This window comes from Bacillus sp. FS02 (assembly GCF_024398395.1).
GTDB lineage: Bacteria > Bacillota > Bacilli > Bacillales > Bacillaceae > Bacillus > Bacillus altitudinis.
On sequence record NZ_CP074101.1, the window covers coordinates 2,304,059 to 2,323,509 of the forward strand.

Genomic DNA, 19,451 nt, shown 5'->3' on the forward strand with positions numbered 1-19,451 from the left:
AAAAACTTTTACATTTTACTCAAAAACCGTGTACAATGAGATGGTGAAAACATCGAATGGAAATAGATTGGAGAGGATTTCGCTGATGAAACATTTACCTGAGCAAGACGCACAAGTATTCAAAGCAATTCAACTAGAGCGGAAACGCCAGCAGGACAAAATCGAATTAATTGCATCAGAAAACTTCGTAAGCGAAGCAGTCATGGAAGCACAGGGCTCTGTCTTAACAAACAAATATGCAGAAGGTTACCCTGGTAAACGCTACTATGGCGGCTGTGAACATGTAGACGTTGTAGAAGATATCGCACGTGACCGCGCAAAAGAAATTTTTGGCGCTGAGTATGTGAACGTACAGCCTCACTCAGGAGCTCAAGCGAATATGGCCGTATACTTTACAATCCTTGAGCATGGCGATACAGTGCTAGGCATGAACTTATCACATGGCGGGCATTTAACACATGGAAGCCCTGTAAACTTTAGCGGCGTACAGTACAACTTTGTAGAATACGGTGTAGATAAAGAAACACAACATATCGACTACCAAGATGTACTTGAAAAAGCACGTGAGCATAAGCCGAAACTAATCGTAGCGGGGGCAAGTGCTTACCCACGTCAAATTGATTTCAAAAAGTTCCGTGAAATTGCCGATGAAGTCGGTGCTTACTTTATGGTGGACATGGCTCACATCGCGGGTCTTGTTGCAGCAGGTCTTCATCCAAATCCAGTTCCTTACGCTGATTTTGTGACAACGACAACTCACAAAACATTGCGCGGACCTCGCGGCGGAATGATTCTATGCCGTGAAGAGTTTGGTAAAAAGATCGACAAATCGATCTTCCCTGGTATTCAAGGTGGACCACTCATGCATGTGATCTCTGCAAAAGCTGTTTCTTTCGGTGAAGTATTGAACGGAGATTTCAAAACATATGCACAAAACGTGATTGATAACGCAAAACAACTAGCTGAAACACTTTTATCTGAGGATATTCAGCTTGTATCTGGTGGAACAGATAACCATCTTGTTCTCATCGACTTGCGCTCTCTTGGCATTACAGGAAAAATTGCAGAAAACGTTCTTGATGAAATTGGTATCACGGTGAACAAAAATGCAATTCCATATGATCCAGAGAAACCATTTGTTACAAGTGGTGTACGTGTAGGTACAGCAGCAGTGACAAGCCGTGGCTTCGATCAAGAAGCGATGAAAGAAGTCGGTTCCATTATTGCGCTTGCTCTGAAACATCATGAAGATGAAGCGAAATTAGAAGAGGCGAAAAAGCGTGTATCTGATCTGACAGCTCGTTTCCCTCTATATCAAGAATTAGATTATTAAGATGCAGACCCATTTGCCTATTTTTGGCATGTGGGTTTTTTTTGTAGGATTTGCGAATCATATTGAAAGATGATGTCTTTTTATGTAGAATTGTAGGAAGTGTGCAAAGTTCACCGGAAGATGACAGAAAAGGAGTTGTAGCAAGCAATGGCAAAGGTTTATGTATTTGATCACCCGCTTATTCAGCACAAACTTACATATATTCGTGACGTTCATACAGGAACAAAAGAATTTAGAGAGCTAGTGGATGAAGTCGCAACATTAATGGCATTTGAAATCACAAGAGACTTACCGCTTGAAGAGGTAGATGTAGAAACACCTGTACAAGTCGCTAAATCAAACGTGATCTCAGGTAAAAAACTCGGAGTTGTGCCGATTTTAAGAGCAGGTCTTGGAATGGTAGACGGGATTTTGAAACTCATTCCAGCTGCCAAAGTGGGACATGTCGGTTTATACCGTGATCCGAAGACATTAAAGCCTGTTGAATATTATGTGAAGCTTCCATCTGATGTGGAAGAGCGTGAATTTATCGTAGTAGACCCAATGCTTGCAACGGGCGGATCAGCAGTAGAAGCATTAAACAGCTTGAAAAAACGCGGTGCGAAAAACATCCGCTTCATGTGTCTGATTGCTGCGCCAGAAGGTGTAGAAGAAATGCAAAAGCATCATCCAGATGTTGATATCTACATTGCAGCATTAGATGAGAAGTTAAACGAAAAAGGTTACATCATCCCAGGTCTTGGTGATGCTGGTGACCGTATGTATGGAACAAAATAAGAATGATTATGAAAAGCCCACATGCAAACGTGCATGTGGGCTTTTTTTGAAAAATATGACAAACGGTTGATATCGTTCTTAGAAAAATCAATGTATACTGAACATTAGCAGTTTTTTTGAATGAATGTCACAACTCTCCTAAAGTTTGATGAAATTGTGAACATTTTGTGTGCTCTCTCATTATAGAAAAGTTTTTTAACTTTCAACGGATTGACACATCATAGACGCTATTGTATGCTAAACGAGGGTATTATGGTAAGGTTTTCATAGCCTATAGCACTCTACTAATCCTCATTGTGAACCCTTTAATAATCAGGGTTTGTATCAGCGAATGAAGCAGAATCCCATAGATCTAAAGATTTCAAGTCTGATTGCACAATTAGACCGATGGGTGATTGATTTTTTTCAAACAGGACGGCTTATTATAAGCGTCTTCTACGCAGTTTTCATCACCATTTATCACCTTTTTTACAATATTTTTCATCGGGAGTCAGATGAATGAACGATCCAAACGTCATTTTCCGCAGACAGAGTAAATATATGTTCTATTTATTGGCAATTTTTGTGTTTGGCTATGCCATGCCTGGTTTTAAACCACTGTTTCTTGGTTTCATTATCGGCACAATTTTTGCTTTCTTTAATTTATTCCTGCTTATTCGGAGAATGCATGCTTTTGATCGAGCAGTTAAAAAAGGAAAATCTATTCGTTCAATGGGAAGTACAGCCAGGTGGGCCAACGCAATTCTCGCAGTAGCGATTGCTTGGCGTTACCCTAACGAAGTTCATCTGGCAGGTGTTGTTATAGGATTAATGACAATATATCCTGTCATTATGATAGATTCCTTCATTCAACTTAAACGTTCTACTATGGAAGAGAGGTGAATACTCTTTGGGTCACAGTTCAAAAACTACAGAATTTTTAGGGTTAACGTTCAATTTATCCAATGTTCTCATGATTACGATTGCTAGTATCATCGTTCTTCTCATAGCGGTGCTGACTACTCGTGTTCTGGCTATTCGTCCGACAAAGGCGCAGAACTTCATGGAATGGATTGTTGATTTTGTTCGAAATATCATAGGTAGTTCGATGGACATGAAAACAGGAGCCCCATTTCTAGCGCTTGGCGTTACATTACTCATGTACATATTTGTTTCAAACATGCTTGGACTGCCATTCTCGATTACGGTCGATCACAACTTATGGTGGAAATCACCAACTGCTGATCCTGCAATCACAATGACACTAGCGGTTATGGTCATGGGATTGACACACTACTATGGTGTTAAAGCAAAAGGAGTCAAGGAATATACAAAAGACTACTTTAGACCAATCCCACTCTTAGTACCGCTGAAAATTATTGAAGAATTTGCAAACACATTAACACTTGGTTTGCGTCTTTATGGAAATATTTTCGCTGGAGAGATTCTTCTTGGTTTACTTGCAGGACTTGCGACTAATTTCTATTCGCAAAACCTTGCACTAGGTATCATTGGTACATTAGGTGCCATCGTGCCGATGATTGTATGGCAGGCATTCAGTTTGTTTGTCGGAACCATCCAGGCATTTATCTTCACCATGCTGACAATGGTGTATATCTCCCATAAAGTCAGCGACGAACACTAAAAAATTGAGAGTCCAAAAAGGACGTTATTTTAAAGGAGGAGCTTTTTAATGAATTTAATAGCAGCAGCAATTGCAATCGGTTTAGGAGCACTAGGAGCAGGTATTGGTAACGGTCTAATCGTATCTAAAACAGTTGAAGGAATCGCTCGTCAGCCAGAGGCTGGTAGAGAACTAAGAACACTTATGTTCATCGGGGTAGCTTTAGTTGAGGCACTTCCAATTATCGCTGTCGTTATCGCATTCTTGGCATTCTTTGGTTAATATGTGAGAAGCGTTCTAATATGAATTTTAATGGCGAAGATCAGATTAGTTCGAAACTTCGCCATTCCTTTATGTTTTGTTTCTTAACATATTATTTAAAGAAGGGAGTTGCCGTACTAAATGTCTCAGTTACCAGTAGTTTTAGGAGCAGGTCTAAACACCGGAGATATCATATTCCAGCTGATCGCTATGCTCATCCTGCTTGCACTTTTAAAGAAATTTGCGCTTAAGCCTTTATTAGGGATTATGAAACAGCGTGAAGATTATATAGGAAATGAAATTTCAAGTGCTGAAGAAAAGCACGTTCAAGCTGAAAAGCTTCTTGAAGAACAACGTGTCTTATTGAAAGAAGCACGCGAAGAATCACATACACTCATCGAAAATGCGAAAAAGATTGGTGAGAAACAAAAAGAAGATATCATTCAAGCAGCGCGTCAAGAATCAGAGCGCTTGAAAGAGTCTGCTAGAACTGAAATCGTGAAAGAAAAAGAACAAGCTGTGGCTGCACTGCGCGAGCAAGTTGCATCACTATCTGTATTAATTGCTTCTAAAGTGATTGAAAAAGAACTTGATGAGCAAGCACAAGAGAAATTGATCCAAGAGTATCTTAAAGAGGCAGGCGAAAGCCGATGAGCGTGACTATTGTCTCTAAGCGTTACGCTTCTGCTCTTTTTGACATCGTTCTTGCTTCTTCGGCAGTAGACGAAACTGAAAAAGAGCTGAATGAGATCAAAAAAGTTCTCAAGGCTGACCAAGAATTAAATGACTTTCTTGTTCATCCGAAGATTACGGCAGACAAAAAGAAACATCTGATTGCAGAAGCTTTCAAAGGTGTTTCGACATATGTTTTGCACACAATGTATTTACTGATTGACCGCGGACGCACGAATATTTTTCCTGAAATGGCGTCTGAGTTTGTGAAACTTGCAAACCGTACGAAACAAATAGACGATGCGATCGTGTATTCAGTTAAACCGCTCAGCGGAGCTGAAATTCAATCTTTATCTGAAGTATTTGCCAAAAAAGCCGGAGTCACATCACTGCGTGTTGAAAACGTGATTGACAAGGATCTAATAGGCGGAGTGAAAATCCGTATCGGAAACCGCATTTATGACGGCAGTGTCAGCGGAAAGCTTTCCCGCATTGAACGTCAGCTTGCAGGCGAAAATCGTTAGAAGGGGTGAAACCTTAGTGAGTATCAAAGCTGAAGAGATTAGCGCGCTGATAAAGCAGCAAATCCAAAACTATCAATCTGAAATTGAAGTAAAAGATGTCGGTACAGTCATTCAAGTAGGGGACGGTATCGCGCGTGTACATGGCCTTGACAACATTATGGCAGGAGAGCTTGTTGAGTTCTCTAACGGTGTAATGGGTATGGCTCAAAACCTTGAGGAGTCTAACGTAGGTATCGTAATCTTAGGACCTTACAAAGATATCCGTGAAGGTGACGACGTAAAACGTACAGGTCGTATCATGGAGGTTCCAGTAGGAGAAGAGTTAATCGGACGTATTGTGAACCCACTTGGTCAGCCTGTTGATGGACTAGGTCCAATTTTAACAAGCAAAACACGTCCAATTGAAAGTGAAGCACCAGGCGTTATGGATCGTAAATCGGTACATGAGCCGCTTCAAACGGGAATTAAAGCAATTGATGCCTTGATTCCAATCGGACGCGGACAGCGTGAATTGATCATTGGGGACCGTCAAACAGGTAAAACATCTGTTGCAATCGATACGATCCTGAACCAAAAAGATCAAGACATGATCTGTATCTATGTAGCGATCGGACAAAAAGAATCAACTGTTCGTGGTGTTGTTGAAACACTTCGTAAGCATGGTGCGCTTGACTACACAATCGTTGTCACAGCTTCTGCATCACAGCCAGCTCCACTTCTTTACCTTGCTCCATATGCAGGTGTAACGATGGGTGAGGAATTCATGTATAACGGCAAGCATGTGCTTGTAGTGTATGATGACCTTTCTAAACAAGCGGCAGCTTACCGTGAGCTTTCATTATTGCTTCGTCGTCCTCCAGGTCGTGAAGCATTCCCTGGTGATGTTTTCTATCTTCACTCTCGTTTATTAGAGCGTGCAGCGAAGCTTAGTGATGAAAAGGGTGGCGGTTCTATCACAGCATTGCCTTTCGTAGAAACGCAAGCTGGTGATATCTCTGCATATATCCCAACAAACGTTATCTCAATCACAGATGGCCAGATCTTCTTACAATCTGACCTCTTCTTCTCAGGCGTACGTCCAGCGGTAAACGCAGGATTGTCTGTATCTCGTGTAGGTGGTTCTGCACAAATCAAAGCGATGAAAAAGGTAGCAGGTACACTTCGTCTGGATCTTGCTTCTTATCGTGAGCTTGAAGCATTCGCTCAGTTTGGATCTGATCTAGACCAAGCGACTCAAGCCAAATTAAACCGTGGTGCTAGAACAGTTGAAGTCTTAAAACAAGACTTGAACAAACCGCTGAAAGTTGAAAAACAAGTAGCGATTCTTTATGCACTGACAAGAGGATACTTAGATGATGTAGCGATTGCTGATGTCAAACGCTTTGAAGCTGAGTTATTCATGTACATTGAAGAAAACCATAAAGACTTGTTTGACACAATCTCTCAAACAGGAAACATGCCTGCTGATGAAGAGTGGAAAGCAGCGATCGAAGGCTTTAAACGTACGTTTGCACCAAGCAACTAATTAGTAATCTTTCCGAGAGAAAAAGATTCTCTTTTTCTCTCTTTTCACGTAAATGAACACGGATTCCTGAAAAAAGGTGGTGAAATCTTTGGCCTCATTACGCGATATTAAGTCAAGGATCACGTCAACAAAAAAATCGAGTCAGATCACAAAAGCGATGCAAATGGTATCAGCTGCGAAACTGAATCGTGCTGAAAATAATGCGAAGTCCTTTGTTCCTTACATGGAGAAAATCCAAGAAGTCGTTGCGGCAATTGCAACTGGAACAAGTGCTAAGCACCCAATGCTTCTTTCAAGACCTGTTAAGAAAACAGGGTATCTCGTCATTACATCTGATCGAGGACTTGCAGGACCTTTTAACAGCTCGATTTTACGTGCCGCTTACCAAGCCATTCAATCTCGTCATCAATCTGCTGATGAATATGCGGTGATTGTGATTGGTAAAATCGGACGCGACTTCTTCAAAAAGCGTGGTATTCCAGTTATTTCTGAAGTAACAGGGCTTGGAGACGAAGTAGCGTTTGCTGATATTAAAGAATTAGCAAGCAGTACAGTGCAAATGTTCTCTGATGAAGCGTTTGATGAGCTTTACATGTTCTATAACCATTTCGTCAGTGCCATTTCACAAGAAGTAACAGAGAAAAAATTATTGCCGCTAACGGACCTTTCGGCCGCAGCGACACCAAATAAACGTTCCGCATCTTATGAGTTTGAGCCTTCTGAAGAAGAAATTCTTGAAGTTCTCCTTCCTCAATATGCAGAGAGTTTGATTTTCGGTGCGCTTCTTGACAGCAAAGCAAGTGAACATGCTGCAAGGATGACAGCAATGAAGAGTGCAACAGACAACGCAAAAGAATTGATCGACAGCCTGACACTCTCTTACAACCGTGCTCGTCAAGCAGCGATTACACAAGAGATTACAGAAATTGTCGGCGGAGCAGCTGCCTTAGAATAGAAATAATTGTCAGGAGGGAATGCAATGAAAACAGGACGCATCAGTCAGATCATGGGACCAGTCGTAGACGTTCGTTTTGAAGACGGTCACTTGCCTGAGATTTATAATGCGATCAAAGTTTCGCATAAAGCGGAAAGCGAAAGTGAAGTTGATATCGACTTAACTTTAGAAGTAGCACTACATTTAGGTGATGATACAGTGAGAACCATCGCAATGGCATCAACAGACGGTGTGAAGCGCGGTATGGAAGCTGTAGACCTTGGAAAACCAATTTCAGTACCAGTTGGTAACGTAACACTTGGACGTGTATTCAACGTACTGGGAGATAACATTGACTTAGATGAGCCACTTGGTGTGGAAGCGCAAAGAGACCCAATCCACAGACAAGCGCCTTCTTTTGATCAACTTTCTACAGAAGTTGAAATTCTTGAAACAGGTATCAAAGTTGTTGACCTTCTTGCTCCTTACATCAAAGGTGGAAAGATCGGTCTATTCGGTGGAGCCGGTGTTGGTAAAACCGTTCTGATTCAAGAATTGATCAACAACATCGCACAAGAACACGGCGGTATTTCTGTATTCGCTGGTGTTGGAGAGCGTACACGTGAAGGAAATGACCTTTACTACGAAATGAAAGATTCTGGCGTTATCGAAAAAACAGCGATGGTCTTCGGCCAAATGAACGAGCCACCAGGTGCACGTATGCGTGTAGCTCTAACTGGTTTGACAATGGCAGAGCATTTCCGTGATGAACAAGGTCAAGACGTATTGTTCTTCATCGATAACATCTATCGCTTTACACAAGCAGGTTCTGAAGTATCAGCCCTTCTTGGACGTATGCCTTCAGCGGTAGGTTATCAGCCAACTCTTGCAACAGAAATGGGTCAGCTTCAAGAGCGTATCACGTCTACAAACGTAGGATCGGTTACATCGATTCAAGCGATTTATGTACCTGCGGATGACTATACAGATCCAGCTCCAGCTACAACGTTCGCTCACCTTGATGCAACGACAAACCTTGAGCGTAAGTTGACAGAGATGGGGATTTATCCAGCGGTAGATCCACTTGCTTCAACATCTCGTGCCCTTGCACCTGAGATTGTTGGCGAAGAGCATTATGCGATCGCACGTGAAGTTCAGCAAACATTGCAACGTTATAAAGAATTGCAAGATATCATTGCCATTTTAGGTATGGATGAATTATCTGAGGACGATAAGCTTGTGGTACACAGAGCTCGTCGTGTTCAATTCTTCCTATCTCAAAACTTCCACGTAGCAGAACAGTTCACTGGCCAAAAAGGTTCTTATGTGCCATTGCAAGAAACTGTTAAAGGCTTCAAGGAAATCTTATCTGGTAAATACGATCACCTTCCAGAAGATGCATTCCGCTTAGTCGGCCGCATTGAAGAAGTGGTTGAAAAAGCCAAAGAGATGGGTGTAGAGGCCTAATCTGGTCCTTAGGAGGGTAAAAGCATGAAGACCGTTCAAGTCAATATCGTTACTCCCGACGGCCCAGTGTATGAAGCGGATGTGGAAATGGTCAGTGTAAGAGCAGAAAGCGGTGAGCTTGGGATTTTAGCTGGCCACGTTCCAATGGTTGCTCCGCTAAAAATCGGTGCAGTTCGCTTAAAACATAGTGGATCAACTGAATTGGTTGCAGTAAGCGGTGGATTTGTTGAAGTTCGCCCCGAAAAAGTAACCATTCTTGCTCAGGCTGCTGAAACATCAGACAAAGTTGATGTAGATCGTGCAAAATCAGCGAAACAGCGTGCTGAAGAGCATTTGAACCACCCGAATGAAAGTGATGTACGCAGGGCGGAACTCGCATTAAAACGGGCATTAAACCGTTTAAATGTAGCAGGGAAATAAAACAGAAAATCCTTCTTATCACTGTGATAAGAAGGATTTTTTTTAGGATGACATGAGAGATTGATACATCGACACATAAGGATGAGATGCTTGCTTTTCAAGATATAACTGCTCGCAAAATTGCGTACTGCAATGCCATGTTTTATTGTTTCGGCGCAAGCCAAGGGTATATTGATGCGAAGAGTCCATATAAGGCCGCACGACCCAATCAGCATCTGAATGATGCTTGATGACAACCTCTCCCATGTACACACTCAACATCGCTTCCAATGCATCAATAGGCATTTTCCACTCAGCAAAAAGCTGCTGACGGAAGGCATCGAAGTATAATGACTCTAACTGATAAAGGCTTTCCTCTGAGTAATCCAAAGAAATGTTATGAAAATGACACAATTGTGCTAATTCTTCTAGCTGTGTCTGTCTATAATCAAAGTAGAAAGCAATGGCTTCCCATTCATGTTCAAATGAGGGAACCAGTTCTCCGTACAAATCAACAAAGTCAGGAAAAGAATCTTTCAAATATGATCAGCTCCTTCCACCGCAGTATATCATCTCCTTCGCATCAGAATAAGAGGGGATTCACTCTAAATGTAGCTCTTTTTTCCAAATGATTCATCTTTCCGATTTTGGAGGATATAATGAAAGGGAGTTTTCCTTTACAGAAATCAATAAAAGGAGGATTCAAGTGTATGGAAGACGTAGGACAACAAGCAATTGTCAGTATTGTGATCCACCTATTTTTTATCGCCATTACGTGGTGGGCATTGCTTGCGGTGAATATTGATCCACTGATTAAAAAAGGAAAAATTATTCAAGCTAGATTGCTCATGATGCTGCTCACGATTGCTATTGCATCGGCAGTCAGCAATTTCTTCCTTGATTATTTAAATTTCTCCAGACAAATCCCTTATATGTTTTAACATAAAAGGTTTGGTCACTGCCTTCTGCGGGAACGTAAAAAGAAGTGTCAAAAATATGGCCTTTGATGACTTTTCCACGTATGCATTGACCTCCTTGCGGCAACACTTGTAGCAAGGGGGAATGACAAGTGAGAAAGTATTTAAAAGGTTGGCCATTATTTGCATTTATTCTTTTTTTTGTTCTGATGATTCAAGGTGTTCGGGCGGAAGAAACATCCACGCTCGCCCAAATAGCAGAAGGTATGAAAAACCAGCAAATCGAAGTAAGTGGATGGACGCTTCATGCCAAAACAAATATAGACATTTCATCCGAACAATTTTCAAAAAAAGTGAAACGTTTGAAAGACGAACTACGACAGTATGAGTGGACCGAAAAAAAAGAGAAACATGTCACCAAAGTCACAGGAATTTACAAAGATGAAAAAAATGATACATTATCGAAAATTTTACTCGTGAAGACCGACACAAAATCAAACCAAAAGTCGTATTTATTATATGAGCAAAAAGGTGCTCGCCCACTGAATACCTGGGAGCATACATATGATCAGTTCGTACGTCATGCAAAAAGCATATTACAAGAAAAATTTGTGATTTTTACTTGTCTCGATGGTCATGTAAATGGTATGATGGATGTTGTTTTGCAAAAAAAAGCTGAAATGATAGCAAATGAATTTCAAGCAAAACCAGTTGAGTATCTCGTTGAGTCTAATTTTGTGTCGCTTTCCGCTTACACAGAGAAGTGGGAACAGTTCATTATGACTTCAAATGATAAAATGAATGTTCAAATTGCCATCAGAAGTTCGGAAATGAACGAAAATCATACGATTACGGTTGGCACACCAATCGTAACGACTGAATATTAATATAGAGAATTTGGGACGCGGAGGGGAAGACCTTGGAAAAAATCATCGTCCGCGGCGGTCAAAAGTTAAACGGCACAGTTAAAGTAGAAGGCGCAAAAAATGCCGTTTTACCAGTTATCGCTGCATCTTTGTTAGCAAGTACAGAAAAAAGCGTAATTTGTGATGTACCTACGCTCTCCGATGTATATACAATCAATGAAGTGTTACGTCATTTAGGAGCAGAAGTACATTTTGAAAATAACGAAGTATCAGTAGATGCATCTCATGCACTAGAAACTGAGGCTCCGTTTGAGTACGTCCGTAAAATGAGAGCATCTGTGCTCGTCATGGGACCACTTTTAGCTAGAACAGGTCATGCAAGAGTTGCATTACCTGGTGGTTGTGCGATTGGTTCAAGACCAATTGATCAGCATTTAAAAGGCTTTGAAGCAATGGGAGCTAAAATTCAAGTAGGTAATGGTTTCATCGAGGCTGAAGTAAATGGCCGTTTAAAAGGTGCAAAAATCTATTTGGATTTCCCAAGTGTAGGGGCAACTGAAAACATCATCATGGCAGCAGCATTGGCTGAAGGAACGACGATTTTAGAAAACGTAGCAAAAGAACCTGAAATTGTTGATTTGGCAAACTACATCAATGCCATGGGCGGTAAGGTTCGCGGGGCTGGAACTGGTACAATCAAAATCGAAGGTGTAGAAACACTTCACGGTGCAAAACACAACATCATCCCTGACCGAATTGAAGCTGGTACGTTTATGGTGGCAGCAGCCATTACTGAAGGAAATGTTCTTGTAAAAGGCGCTGTGCCTGAGCACATGACTTCACTTGTGGCAAAAATGGAAGAAATGGGTATTCAGATCATTGAAGAAGAAGAAGGTTTAAGAGTCATTGGACCATCTGAGCTCAAGCCAATCGATCTAAAAACAATGCCGCATCCTGGGTTCCCAACGGATATGCAATCTCAGATGATGGCGCTATTGCTTCGTGCGAACGGAACAAGCATGATCACAGAAACTGTGTTTGAAAATCGTTTTATGCATGCTGAAGAATTCCGCCGCATGAATGGCGATATTAAAATTGAGGGTCGCTCTGTGATAATCAATGGACCTGTTCAACTTCAAGGTGCTGAAGTGGCAGCGACTGATTTAAGAGCAGGAGCAGCACTTGTACTTGCTGGATTAGTGGCCGAAGGTCATACACGTGTCACTGAATTGAAGCATATTGACCGTGGATATGTGAACTTCCACCAAAAACTAGCAGCAATCGGTGCAGACATTGAAAGAGTAAATGATGAATCAGCAGATGTGACACAAGAACAAGTTGTATCAGATCTAAACGCATAATCATAAAAGAAATCAGTGTGTCCATTTGGGCATGCTGATTTTTTTTTAGAATCATAGTCTGGTTTCATTTTCAAAAGCTTATCATTAGTGTATCCAATCGTTTTAAATTTTATTCATAAAGACGAACAGTAAATCAAATGATGAAGAGCACAAACATATCACCAAAAGACTTGTCCAATGAATGAAAGAAGCTGTCATATTAGCTTGTCCTTGCCCATAGGATAAAAGAGATTCAATGACAAATGGGGGCAGCCAATATGAAACCAATGATATGGACAATCGCAGGAATTTGCATCATCATTTTAATGATTCCAACCTTACTCGTGTTGCCGACGTTCCAAGGAAAACCAGCAGCCAGCCAACACGTAGCAGCAGAACCATCAGTTAAAAAAGAAGTGAAAGGTTCAGTCAAATTGAAACAATCACCCGTCTCCATTCCCGTCTACCGTTCAGCGCATCAGCAGGTAGAAAACATCCCCTTAGAAGAGTATGTGATCGGTGTCGTCGCTTCTGAAATGCCAGCCGATTTTGAAATAGAGGCGCTCAAGGCACAGGCACTCGCCGCTAGAACGTATATCGTCAGACAAATGATCATTGATAAAACCGTCAAATCTCCACAGGGTTCCCTTGTAGATGACACCCAAATGTTCCAAGTGTACAAAAATAAACAGGAACTGAAGAAAATTTGGGGAAAAGCGTACAATTGGAAATTAAAAAAGGTCACAGAAGCGGTTGCCAGTACACAAGGGAAAGTACTGACGTATGACGAAAAACCAATTGATGCTTCCTTCTTTTCGACAAGTAATGGGAAAACCGAAAATGCAGAAGCTTATTGGAAAAATGAAATCCCTTATTTGAAAAGCGTCTCAAGCAAATGGGACGAAAAATCACCCAAATTCCAAAACAAGAAAAACATCACAGTGAGCGAATTTCAGCAAAAACTGGGTGTGACCCTTGGCCAGCAGCAGGTGGGAGAAATTGTAGAACGAACACCAGGCAATCAAGTAGCCAAAGCCGTCATTAACGGAAAAACATTGTCGGGCAGAGACATTCGCGAATCACTAGGATTGCACTCTGCAGACTTTACATGGGAACGAAAGGGTCAGCAAATCGTGATTACGACAAAAGGGTATGGTCATGGTGTGGGCATGAGTCAGTATGGTGCACATTATATGGCACAGTCAGGCAAAAAAGTAGAGGCGATCGTGAAACATTATTATCAAGGGATAAAAATTGAATCAGCTGATCGCTTTCTGAACACATATATGGCTAAGAAATAAAAGCAAAGGTGCCTCAAAATGGGGGCATCTTTTTTTATGTGTGAAGAGGTATGAACAGAATGTGACAAATTGCGACTTAAGGCGCACCTCAGGAAATCTTAAACATTTACATCCCGACAAGAACCGATGGCCGATACAAAGCCCCTCGAAAGAATGAGAAAACGTGGGTGACAAAAGAGTCGCTAGGTGAATATATCTAGACATCTGACAGAATTTTAGTGATTTTGATGAAAGAGAAAAAGGGATCGAGTCCTATACCATTCCAAGACAGAATATTTTACGATTAAGATGTTTCAATCAAATACATAAGGAGGAAGGAAAAGCATGTTGAAAAAAGTATTTACACTCGTAACCTTAGCTGTATTGACATTATCAATGTCAATCTCTTCACCAGTATTTGCAGAAGCAGCATCAGCCAAAAAACATAAGAAAGATGTAAGAGTGACCATCTTACTTGATGCAAGTGGAAGTATGGCAAGAAAAGTGGATGGAGAGCGCAAATTCGATTTAGCAAAACAAGAGGTATTTAAATTTGCTCAGTCTCTTCCGAAAGATGCTAAAATCCGTATGAGTTTGTTTGGGTCTGAAGGAAACAACAAAAACTCAGGTAAAGCTCAATCATGTGAAGTCATTAGAGGCGTTTATGGCGTTCAGCCTTATGAAAAGGATAGTTTCGAAAACTCTCTAAACGGTCTTGGACCAAATGGCTGGACACCGATTGCACGTGCTCTTGAAAGTGCAAAGCAAGCGGATAAACAGCTTCATAAGGGAACAAAACACATTGTGTACTTAATTACTGATGGTGAAGAAACTTGTGGTGGAGATCCAGTGAAAGTAGCGAAAGAGCTTCATAACTCAAAAGGATCTACTGTAGTCAATGTGATTGGATTAGACTTTAACGATGGCTATGAAGGTCAATTGAAGCAAGTAGCTAAAGCTGGTAAAGGTCATTACTACCAAGCAAGCACTGGGAAAGAAATGGGTTCTATCCTTACAGCAGAATCATTAAAACTACACGAATAACTTGCTGAAGAAAAGGGAAACGATTGATTGATGCTTTCGTTTCTCTTTTTCTGTACAAATGAAAAAAAGGGAGATTTTTTAATGAAAAGAAATATTATATTAACCATTTTAGCGAGTCTTGTTCTGCTTCTTTCTTCACCAGCTCATGCTGTAACGAAAAAGGAGCCTGCTCATGTGGTGATTTTACTTGATTTAAGCGGAAGCATGGCACAATCGGTTGAAGGCGAAAAGAAAATCGATATCGCAAAACGCTCGATCCAAAGTTTCGCAAGTATTTTATCAGAAGATACACAAGTCTTGCTTCGTGTTTTTGGTCATGAAGGAACGAATAAAAATGCAGGAAAAGCCGTTTCTTGTGCAAGTTCCGAAGCAGTTTATGGATTTGGAACATATGAGCAAGCAACCTTTCAACAAGCGCTAAATGTGTATGGTCCAACAGGCTGGACACCACTTGCCAAAGCATTAACTGATACGAAACAAGATTTTGAAGATCACCAAGCTAAAGGAAAAAATATTGTATATGTTGTCAGCGATGGTGAGGAAACATGCGGCGGAAGCCCATCACAAGCAGCAAAGCAATTACATGAAGAAGGTATTGACACAATCGTCAATATCATTGGCTTCGATGTAAATGAAAAAGAAGCAAAAAGTCTAAAATCTGTTGCCAAAGCTGGTGGTGGACAATATCAACCAGCAGCAAATGCAGAAGAATTGAATCATATTCTTCAAAAAGAAGCGAACTCTTTTGGTCAATAGGATGTGAATAGACAGCTGGGGAGAAACCCCCAGCTGTTTTTTCATTAAGGATCAATTTAAAGTCGTCTCCAATTCATCAATCCGTTTCTCCACGTAGTGCTGATCTTTTCTTGCATGAAAGGTTTCGGCTTTTTCTAATATTGCGGTGGTATTGTATTCTGGAATCTGGGAATAGCTTTCGTAAACTCCTTTTGGTATTAACACGTTTCCTTCAGGCCAATAAACTGCGATATTTCCACGTTTCAGCTCTCCGAATTGAGCAACTCCTTGGTAGGATCCATATTGATTAAAAAGGACAACGGGATCGCCTTCTTGGACGTAAAGCTCTTTCGCATCTTCTTCATTCATCAAGATAGAATGCCGCTTTCCACCATTAAAGGCATCCTTTTCACTGTAAATCATAGAGTTGAATTGCTTGCCTCGTCTTGTCGTGATATTGAAATGCCCCTCAGTTTTTCGATATTGAGGCAGCTGTGCTGGGAGCAGGTGTCCTTTTCCATCCGGTGTTGGACACACCCCATCTTCGCAAAGCCATGCACCACCCCATTGAAAGACATCCCCTTTATGACGCAAATGCTGGATCCCATCATAGTTCCGATTTGCGATGGCGATCTCACGACGAATGTCTTCAGCATGGTCAAAATGAATCAACTTCGCGTCTTCTGGGCGAACTCTTTTTGCTAGGTCAATATAAATGTCCCATTCAGCTCTAGCTTCTTCAATGCGAGGTCCTTCAATTTCCGGACTGAAATACACCATGCGTTCCGTACTGGTTGATGTACCGCCGCCTGGCTGTTCATATCTTGTCATTGCAGGCAGAACAATCACAGTCTCTTCTGCTTCTACCAGTGTAGAGGTGTTCAAAATAATATCTTGATGGACACGGAGTTCAAGCTCGGATAGTGCTTTTTCAATCGCTTCAGGATTTGGCATCGTTTCTAAAAAGTTTCCACCGCTAGTAAACAGCATCTTCAGCTTTTGCGGGTGTTCTTTTGGAAGAGCCATTTTTTCAAATGATTGCCCAATCGTGTCACCATGCCATTTTGGAATATCAAATCCCCATATCTTCTCGATTCTTTTAATATTCTCTTCATCAAAATCACTTCCGGGCAATACGAATGGATCGGCACCCATTTCGCCTGAACCTTGGACACCGCTATGGCCACGAATCGGCATAACGCCACAATGTTTTCTGCCAATAAATCCGCGTAACATGGCAAGGTTTGCGACTTGTGATATATTATCAGTTGCAAAGCGATGCTGAGTGAGACCCATACTCCAAATAAACACCCCTGAATTGGCATTGGCAAGCAGTACAGCGAATTCCTTCATTCTTTCTTTAGATAAGCCTGACGATGCTTCGAGATCCGACCATTTTAACTGAGTGACATGCTGCTTTACATCTTTTATGCCGGTTGTATTGGCTTGGATAAATTCATGGTCAAGAGCGGAATGGGGCGCTTGCTCCTCCATATCAAACCAATGTTTGATGACACCATTCATAAACGCAATATCGCCGCCTATATTGACTTGATAAAAATCATCCGCTATTTTTGTGCCGAATAAAGCACTTTCTGGGATAGAAGGGACCCAATATTTTTCCATTGCAGGCTCTTTATATGGATTGATGACAATGATTTTGGTTCCTTTCTTTTTAGCGGCGTACATATATTTAGTCGAAACCGGCTGGTTGTTTGCTGCAACAGAGCCCCAAAATATCAATACATCTGTTCCAATCCAATCACTGTAATTACAGCTGGATGCACCTATACCAAGGGAGCGTTTAAGAGCGGTTTTGCTTGGTGAATGGCAAATACGAGAAGCATTATCGATATGATTTGTTCCAATAAATCGCGCAGCTTTCGCCGCAGTATAGTACACTTCATTTGTAATCCCTCTAGCCGTTAAATAGAAAGCAAGCTGACGTTTATCAATCGATTTGATTTTAGCGGCGATTTGACCTAATGCACTATCCCAAGAAATGCGTGTAAAGGCATTCTCACCTTTTTTTCGAATCAGGGGATAAGGAATACGCCCAAGTTTTCGAAGAGACGTGCTATCCATTTGTCTGAGCCGCTCAATATCTTCGAACCATTTTGGATCAATTGCTGGCATTGTGTTAAGCCGTAGCACATTCAGTCTTGTAGTGCATATATGGGGCCCTGCTAGTGTTTGATCGTATAAACCTGATACACCAAGAGCACAGCCGTCACAAACGCCCTGAGTCAATATACGGTACGCATAGGGGAGATTATCTTTGTTCTCCCATGCCACTTTCATCGTGTCTCGAATGTGTTTCGGTTTTACTTTTCCGAGCCCCATAGGAGCAAAAGAGGCCCATAGCTTTGGTGAGGGTTTTTTGTTGAGTTTAATAGGCCCCTTGTGTTTTGTTTTTCCCATGATATCGTCACCCTCCTATCACTTTGTAAAGCGTTTTCATATCTAAAAATTACCTGTAGATTGTCATTCTGTCAAATTCATATTAAGAGCGGACCGTGACAGAAGAAGGAGCAGTAAGATTTGATTCACGAAGTTGTTTAATATCCTTCCGAATGAGAAGAGATATGATAAACGCAATGAAAAATAGGCCGGAGAAGACCATGAGACTTTGTGTGTAATTGCCTGTAATGTCACGAATAAAGGAGGAAAATAAAGGTCCTGCTAAACCAGCAGCGGCCCAAGCGGTGAGAATATAACCGTGTATGGCACCTAGCTGCTTCGTACCAAATAAATCTCCGATATAGGCTGGAATTGAAGCAAACCCTCCTCCGTAGCACGTATAAATGATTGCCATCACGATTGAAAAGATGAGCGGTTCTTTTAAGTTGGGAAGTAAGGGAAAAGCAATGAGCTGTATAGTAAAGAAAATCGTATACGTATTTGGCCTTCCGATATAATCAGAGAAGGATGCCCATCCGATCCGTCCTAGCCCATTAAAAGCACCTAAAATTCCAACAAGAGTAGCTGCTGCACCGGCCGTGAAACCAACATTTTCTTGAGCAAGCGGTGATGCTACAGAAATAATAGCAATTCCGCATGTGATATTGATAAAGAGCATGATCCACAAATAATAAAAGCGCCGTGTTTTAATGGCTTCATTTGCGGTGAGCTGTGATAAATCTTGAGGAATTTTCCTTTGGCTTGTTTTTAGCACGTTAAATTGTTTGACATCATCAGGTGTTGGTGGTGATAAATAAAGAGATGAAACGACCATGATGATAAAATAAGAGATTCCGAGAATATAGAAGGTGTTTGCAATATCAACTTTTTCAATGAGAAATTGAATAATGGGACTGCAAATCAGAGAAGCAAACCCAAAGCCCATAATGGCTAAACCCGTTGCGAGTCCTCTTCGATCTGGAAACCATTTGACTAATGTTGATACTGGAGCAATATAGCCTACACCTAATCCGATTCCAGCGAGTACACCATAAAATAAATAGAGGAGAGGTAATGAAGACATGTGGACAGCAAACCCTGATCCAGTCATCCCAATGCCGAAGAAAATAGCTGAGAAGAGCCCTGATGCCCTCGGCCCATACTTTTCAACGAAATGCCCCATAAAGGCAGCCGATAAACCTAAAAATAAAATAGCGATGCTAAATGTCAGGCTTATTTCTGTTAATGACCATTGAAAGGTTTGATGTAAAGGATTCGTAAAAACACTCCATGCATAAACAGATCCGATAGATAAATGAATCCCCACAGCACTTGTAGCAATCAGCCAACGATTTTTTGTTTTATTCATTGTGT

Annotated in this window: 20 protein-coding genes; 17 read left to right on the forward strand and 3 right to left on the reverse strand. The window is 41.3% G+C overall.

Features of this window, described 5'->3' with window-relative positions:
* Nucleotides 1–85 precede the first annotated feature (85 nt).
* The 11 genes from glyA (at nt 86) to KFQ09_RS11745 (ending at nt 9,516) form a co-directional block, all read left to right on the forward strand.
* Entirely contained in the window at nt 86–1,333 is a 1,248-nt protein-coding gene (gene glyA, locus KFQ09_RS11695; RefSeq protein WP_024718755.1) for a serine hydroxymethyltransferase, read from the forward strand.
* 147 nt (nt 1,334–1,480) lie between these two features.
* A complete protein-coding gene (gene upp, locus KFQ09_RS11700; protein ID WP_003214553.1) occupies nt 1,481–2,110 on the forward strand; it encodes a uracil phosphoribosyltransferase in 630 nt (209 codons plus the stop codon).
* A 498-nt stretch (nt 2,111–2,608) separates the two neighbouring features.
* A complete protein-coding gene (locus tag KFQ09_RS11705) occupies nt 2,609–2,992 on the forward strand; it encodes an ATP synthase subunit I (protein ID WP_007497639.1) in 384 nt (127 codons plus the stop codon).
* Nucleotides 2,993–3,062: 70 nt separating this feature from the next.
* A complete protein-coding gene (gene atpB, locus KFQ09_RS11710; RefSeq protein ID WP_370648327.1) occupies nt 3,063–3,734 on the forward strand; it encodes a F0F1 ATP synthase subunit A in 672 nt (223 codons plus the stop codon).
* A gap of 48 nt (nt 3,735–3,782) precedes the next feature.
* Entirely contained in the window at nt 3,783–3,995 is a 213-nt protein-coding gene (atpE, locus tag KFQ09_RS11715) for a F0F1 ATP synthase subunit C (protein ID WP_003214968.1), read from the forward strand.
* 120 nt (nt 3,996–4,115) lie between these two features.
* Complete coding sequence (atpF, locus tag KFQ09_RS11720) at nt 4,116–4,628, forward strand: F0F1 ATP synthase subunit B (protein ID WP_007497634.1); 513 nt, start codon at nt 4,116–4,118, stop codon at nt 4,626–4,628.
* The gene (locus KFQ09_RS11725) at nt 4,625–5,170 is read left to right on the forward strand and encodes a F0F1 ATP synthase subunit delta (RefSeq protein ID WP_007497632.1); all 546 of its coding nucleotides are present in this window, start codon (nt 4,625–4,627) and stop codon (nt 5,168–5,170) included. The genes atpF and KFQ09_RS11725 overlap by 4 nt, the downstream gene beginning before the upstream one ends.
* 16 nt (nt 5,171–5,186) lie before the next feature.
* Nucleotides 5,187–6,695, forward strand: coding sequence for a F0F1 ATP synthase subunit alpha (gene atpA, locus KFQ09_RS11730; RefSeq protein ID WP_008343398.1), 1,509 nt, complete (start codon nt 5,187–5,189; stop codon nt 6,693–6,695).
* A gap of 88 nt (nt 6,696–6,783) precedes the next feature.
* Nucleotides 6,784–7,650: a F0F1 ATP synthase subunit gamma gene (locus tag KFQ09_RS11735; RefSeq protein WP_007497628.1), complete on the forward strand. Its 867-nt coding sequence runs from the start codon at nt 6,784–6,786 to the stop codon at nt 7,648–7,650.
* A 24-nt stretch (nt 7,651–7,674) separates the two neighbouring features.
* Nucleotides 7,675–9,096, forward strand: coding sequence for a F0F1 ATP synthase subunit beta (gene atpD, locus KFQ09_RS11740; RefSeq protein WP_008343395.1), 1,422 nt, complete (start codon nt 7,675–7,677; stop codon nt 9,094–9,096).
* Between the two features lie 24 nt (nt 9,097–9,120).
* Nucleotides 9,121–9,516: a F0F1 ATP synthase subunit epsilon gene (locus tag KFQ09_RS11745; RefSeq protein WP_008343393.1), complete on the forward strand. Its 396-nt coding sequence runs from the start codon at nt 9,121–9,123 to the stop codon at nt 9,514–9,516.
* Nucleotides 9,517–9,558: 42 nt separating this feature from the next.
* On the opposite strand, the gene KFQ09_RS11750 is transcribed toward KFQ09_RS11745, so the two are convergent.
* Nucleotides 9,559–10,035: a hypothetical protein gene (locus KFQ09_RS11750; RefSeq protein WP_017360036.1), complete on the reverse strand. Its 477-nt coding sequence runs from the start codon at nt 10,033–10,035 to the stop codon at nt 9,559–9,561.
* A 170-nt stretch (nt 10,036–10,205) separates the two neighbouring features.
* Here KFQ09_RS11750 and KFQ09_RS11755 point away from each other — a divergent pair, with 170 nt between their 5' ends.
* The 6 genes from KFQ09_RS11755 (at nt 10,206) to KFQ09_RS11780 (ending at nt 15,698) form a co-directional block, all read left to right on the forward strand.
* Nucleotides 10,206–10,436, forward strand: coding sequence for a DUF1146 family protein (locus tag KFQ09_RS11755; protein WP_008343389.1), 231 nt, complete (start codon nt 10,206–10,208; stop codon nt 10,434–10,436).
* A 128-nt stretch (nt 10,437–10,564) separates the two neighbouring features.
* On the forward strand, nt 10,565–11,299 hold the full coding sequence (locus tag KFQ09_RS11760) for a YwmB family TATA-box binding protein (protein ID WP_008343385.1): 735 nt from the start codon (nt 10,565–10,567) through the stop codon (nt 11,297–11,299).
* A gap of 32 nt (nt 11,300–11,331) precedes the next feature.
* The gene (gene murA, locus KFQ09_RS11765) at nt 11,332–12,639 is read left to right on the forward strand and encodes a UDP-N-acetylglucosamine 1-carboxyvinyltransferase (RefSeq protein ID WP_007497616.1); all 1,308 of its coding nucleotides are present in this window, start codon (nt 11,332–11,334) and stop codon (nt 12,637–12,639) included.
* A 257-nt stretch (nt 12,640–12,896) separates the two neighbouring features.
* Nucleotides 12,897–13,919 (forward strand): stage II sporulation protein D, encoded by a 1,023-nt coding sequence (gene spoIID / locus KFQ09_RS11770; protein ID WP_048002967.1) that lies wholly within the window; start codon nt 12,897–12,899, stop codon nt 13,917–13,919.
* Between the two features lie 324 nt (nt 13,920–14,243).
* Nucleotides 14,244–14,942, forward strand: coding sequence for a VWA domain-containing protein (locus KFQ09_RS11775; protein WP_008343379.1), 699 nt, complete (start codon nt 14,244–14,246; stop codon nt 14,940–14,942).
* 81 nt (nt 14,943–15,023) lie between these two features.
* Nucleotides 15,024–15,698 (forward strand): VWA domain-containing protein, encoded by a 675-nt coding sequence (locus KFQ09_RS11780; RefSeq protein WP_025208129.1) that lies wholly within the window; start codon nt 15,024–15,026, stop codon nt 15,696–15,698.
* Nucleotides 15,699–15,749: 51 nt separating this feature from the next.
* On the opposite strand, the gene KFQ09_RS11785 is transcribed toward KFQ09_RS11780, so the two are convergent.
* Nucleotides 15,750–18,098, reverse strand: coding sequence for an FdhF/YdeP family oxidoreductase (locus KFQ09_RS11785; protein ID WP_048002966.1), 2,349 nt, complete (start codon nt 18,096–18,098; stop codon nt 15,750–15,752).
* A gap of 82 nt (nt 18,099–18,180) precedes the next feature.
* A complete protein-coding gene (locus tag KFQ09_RS11790; protein ID WP_048002965.1) occupies nt 18,181–19,446 on the reverse strand; it encodes an L-lactate MFS transporter in 1,266 nt (421 codons plus the stop codon).
* Between the last annotated feature and the right edge of the window lie 5 nt (nt 19,447–19,451).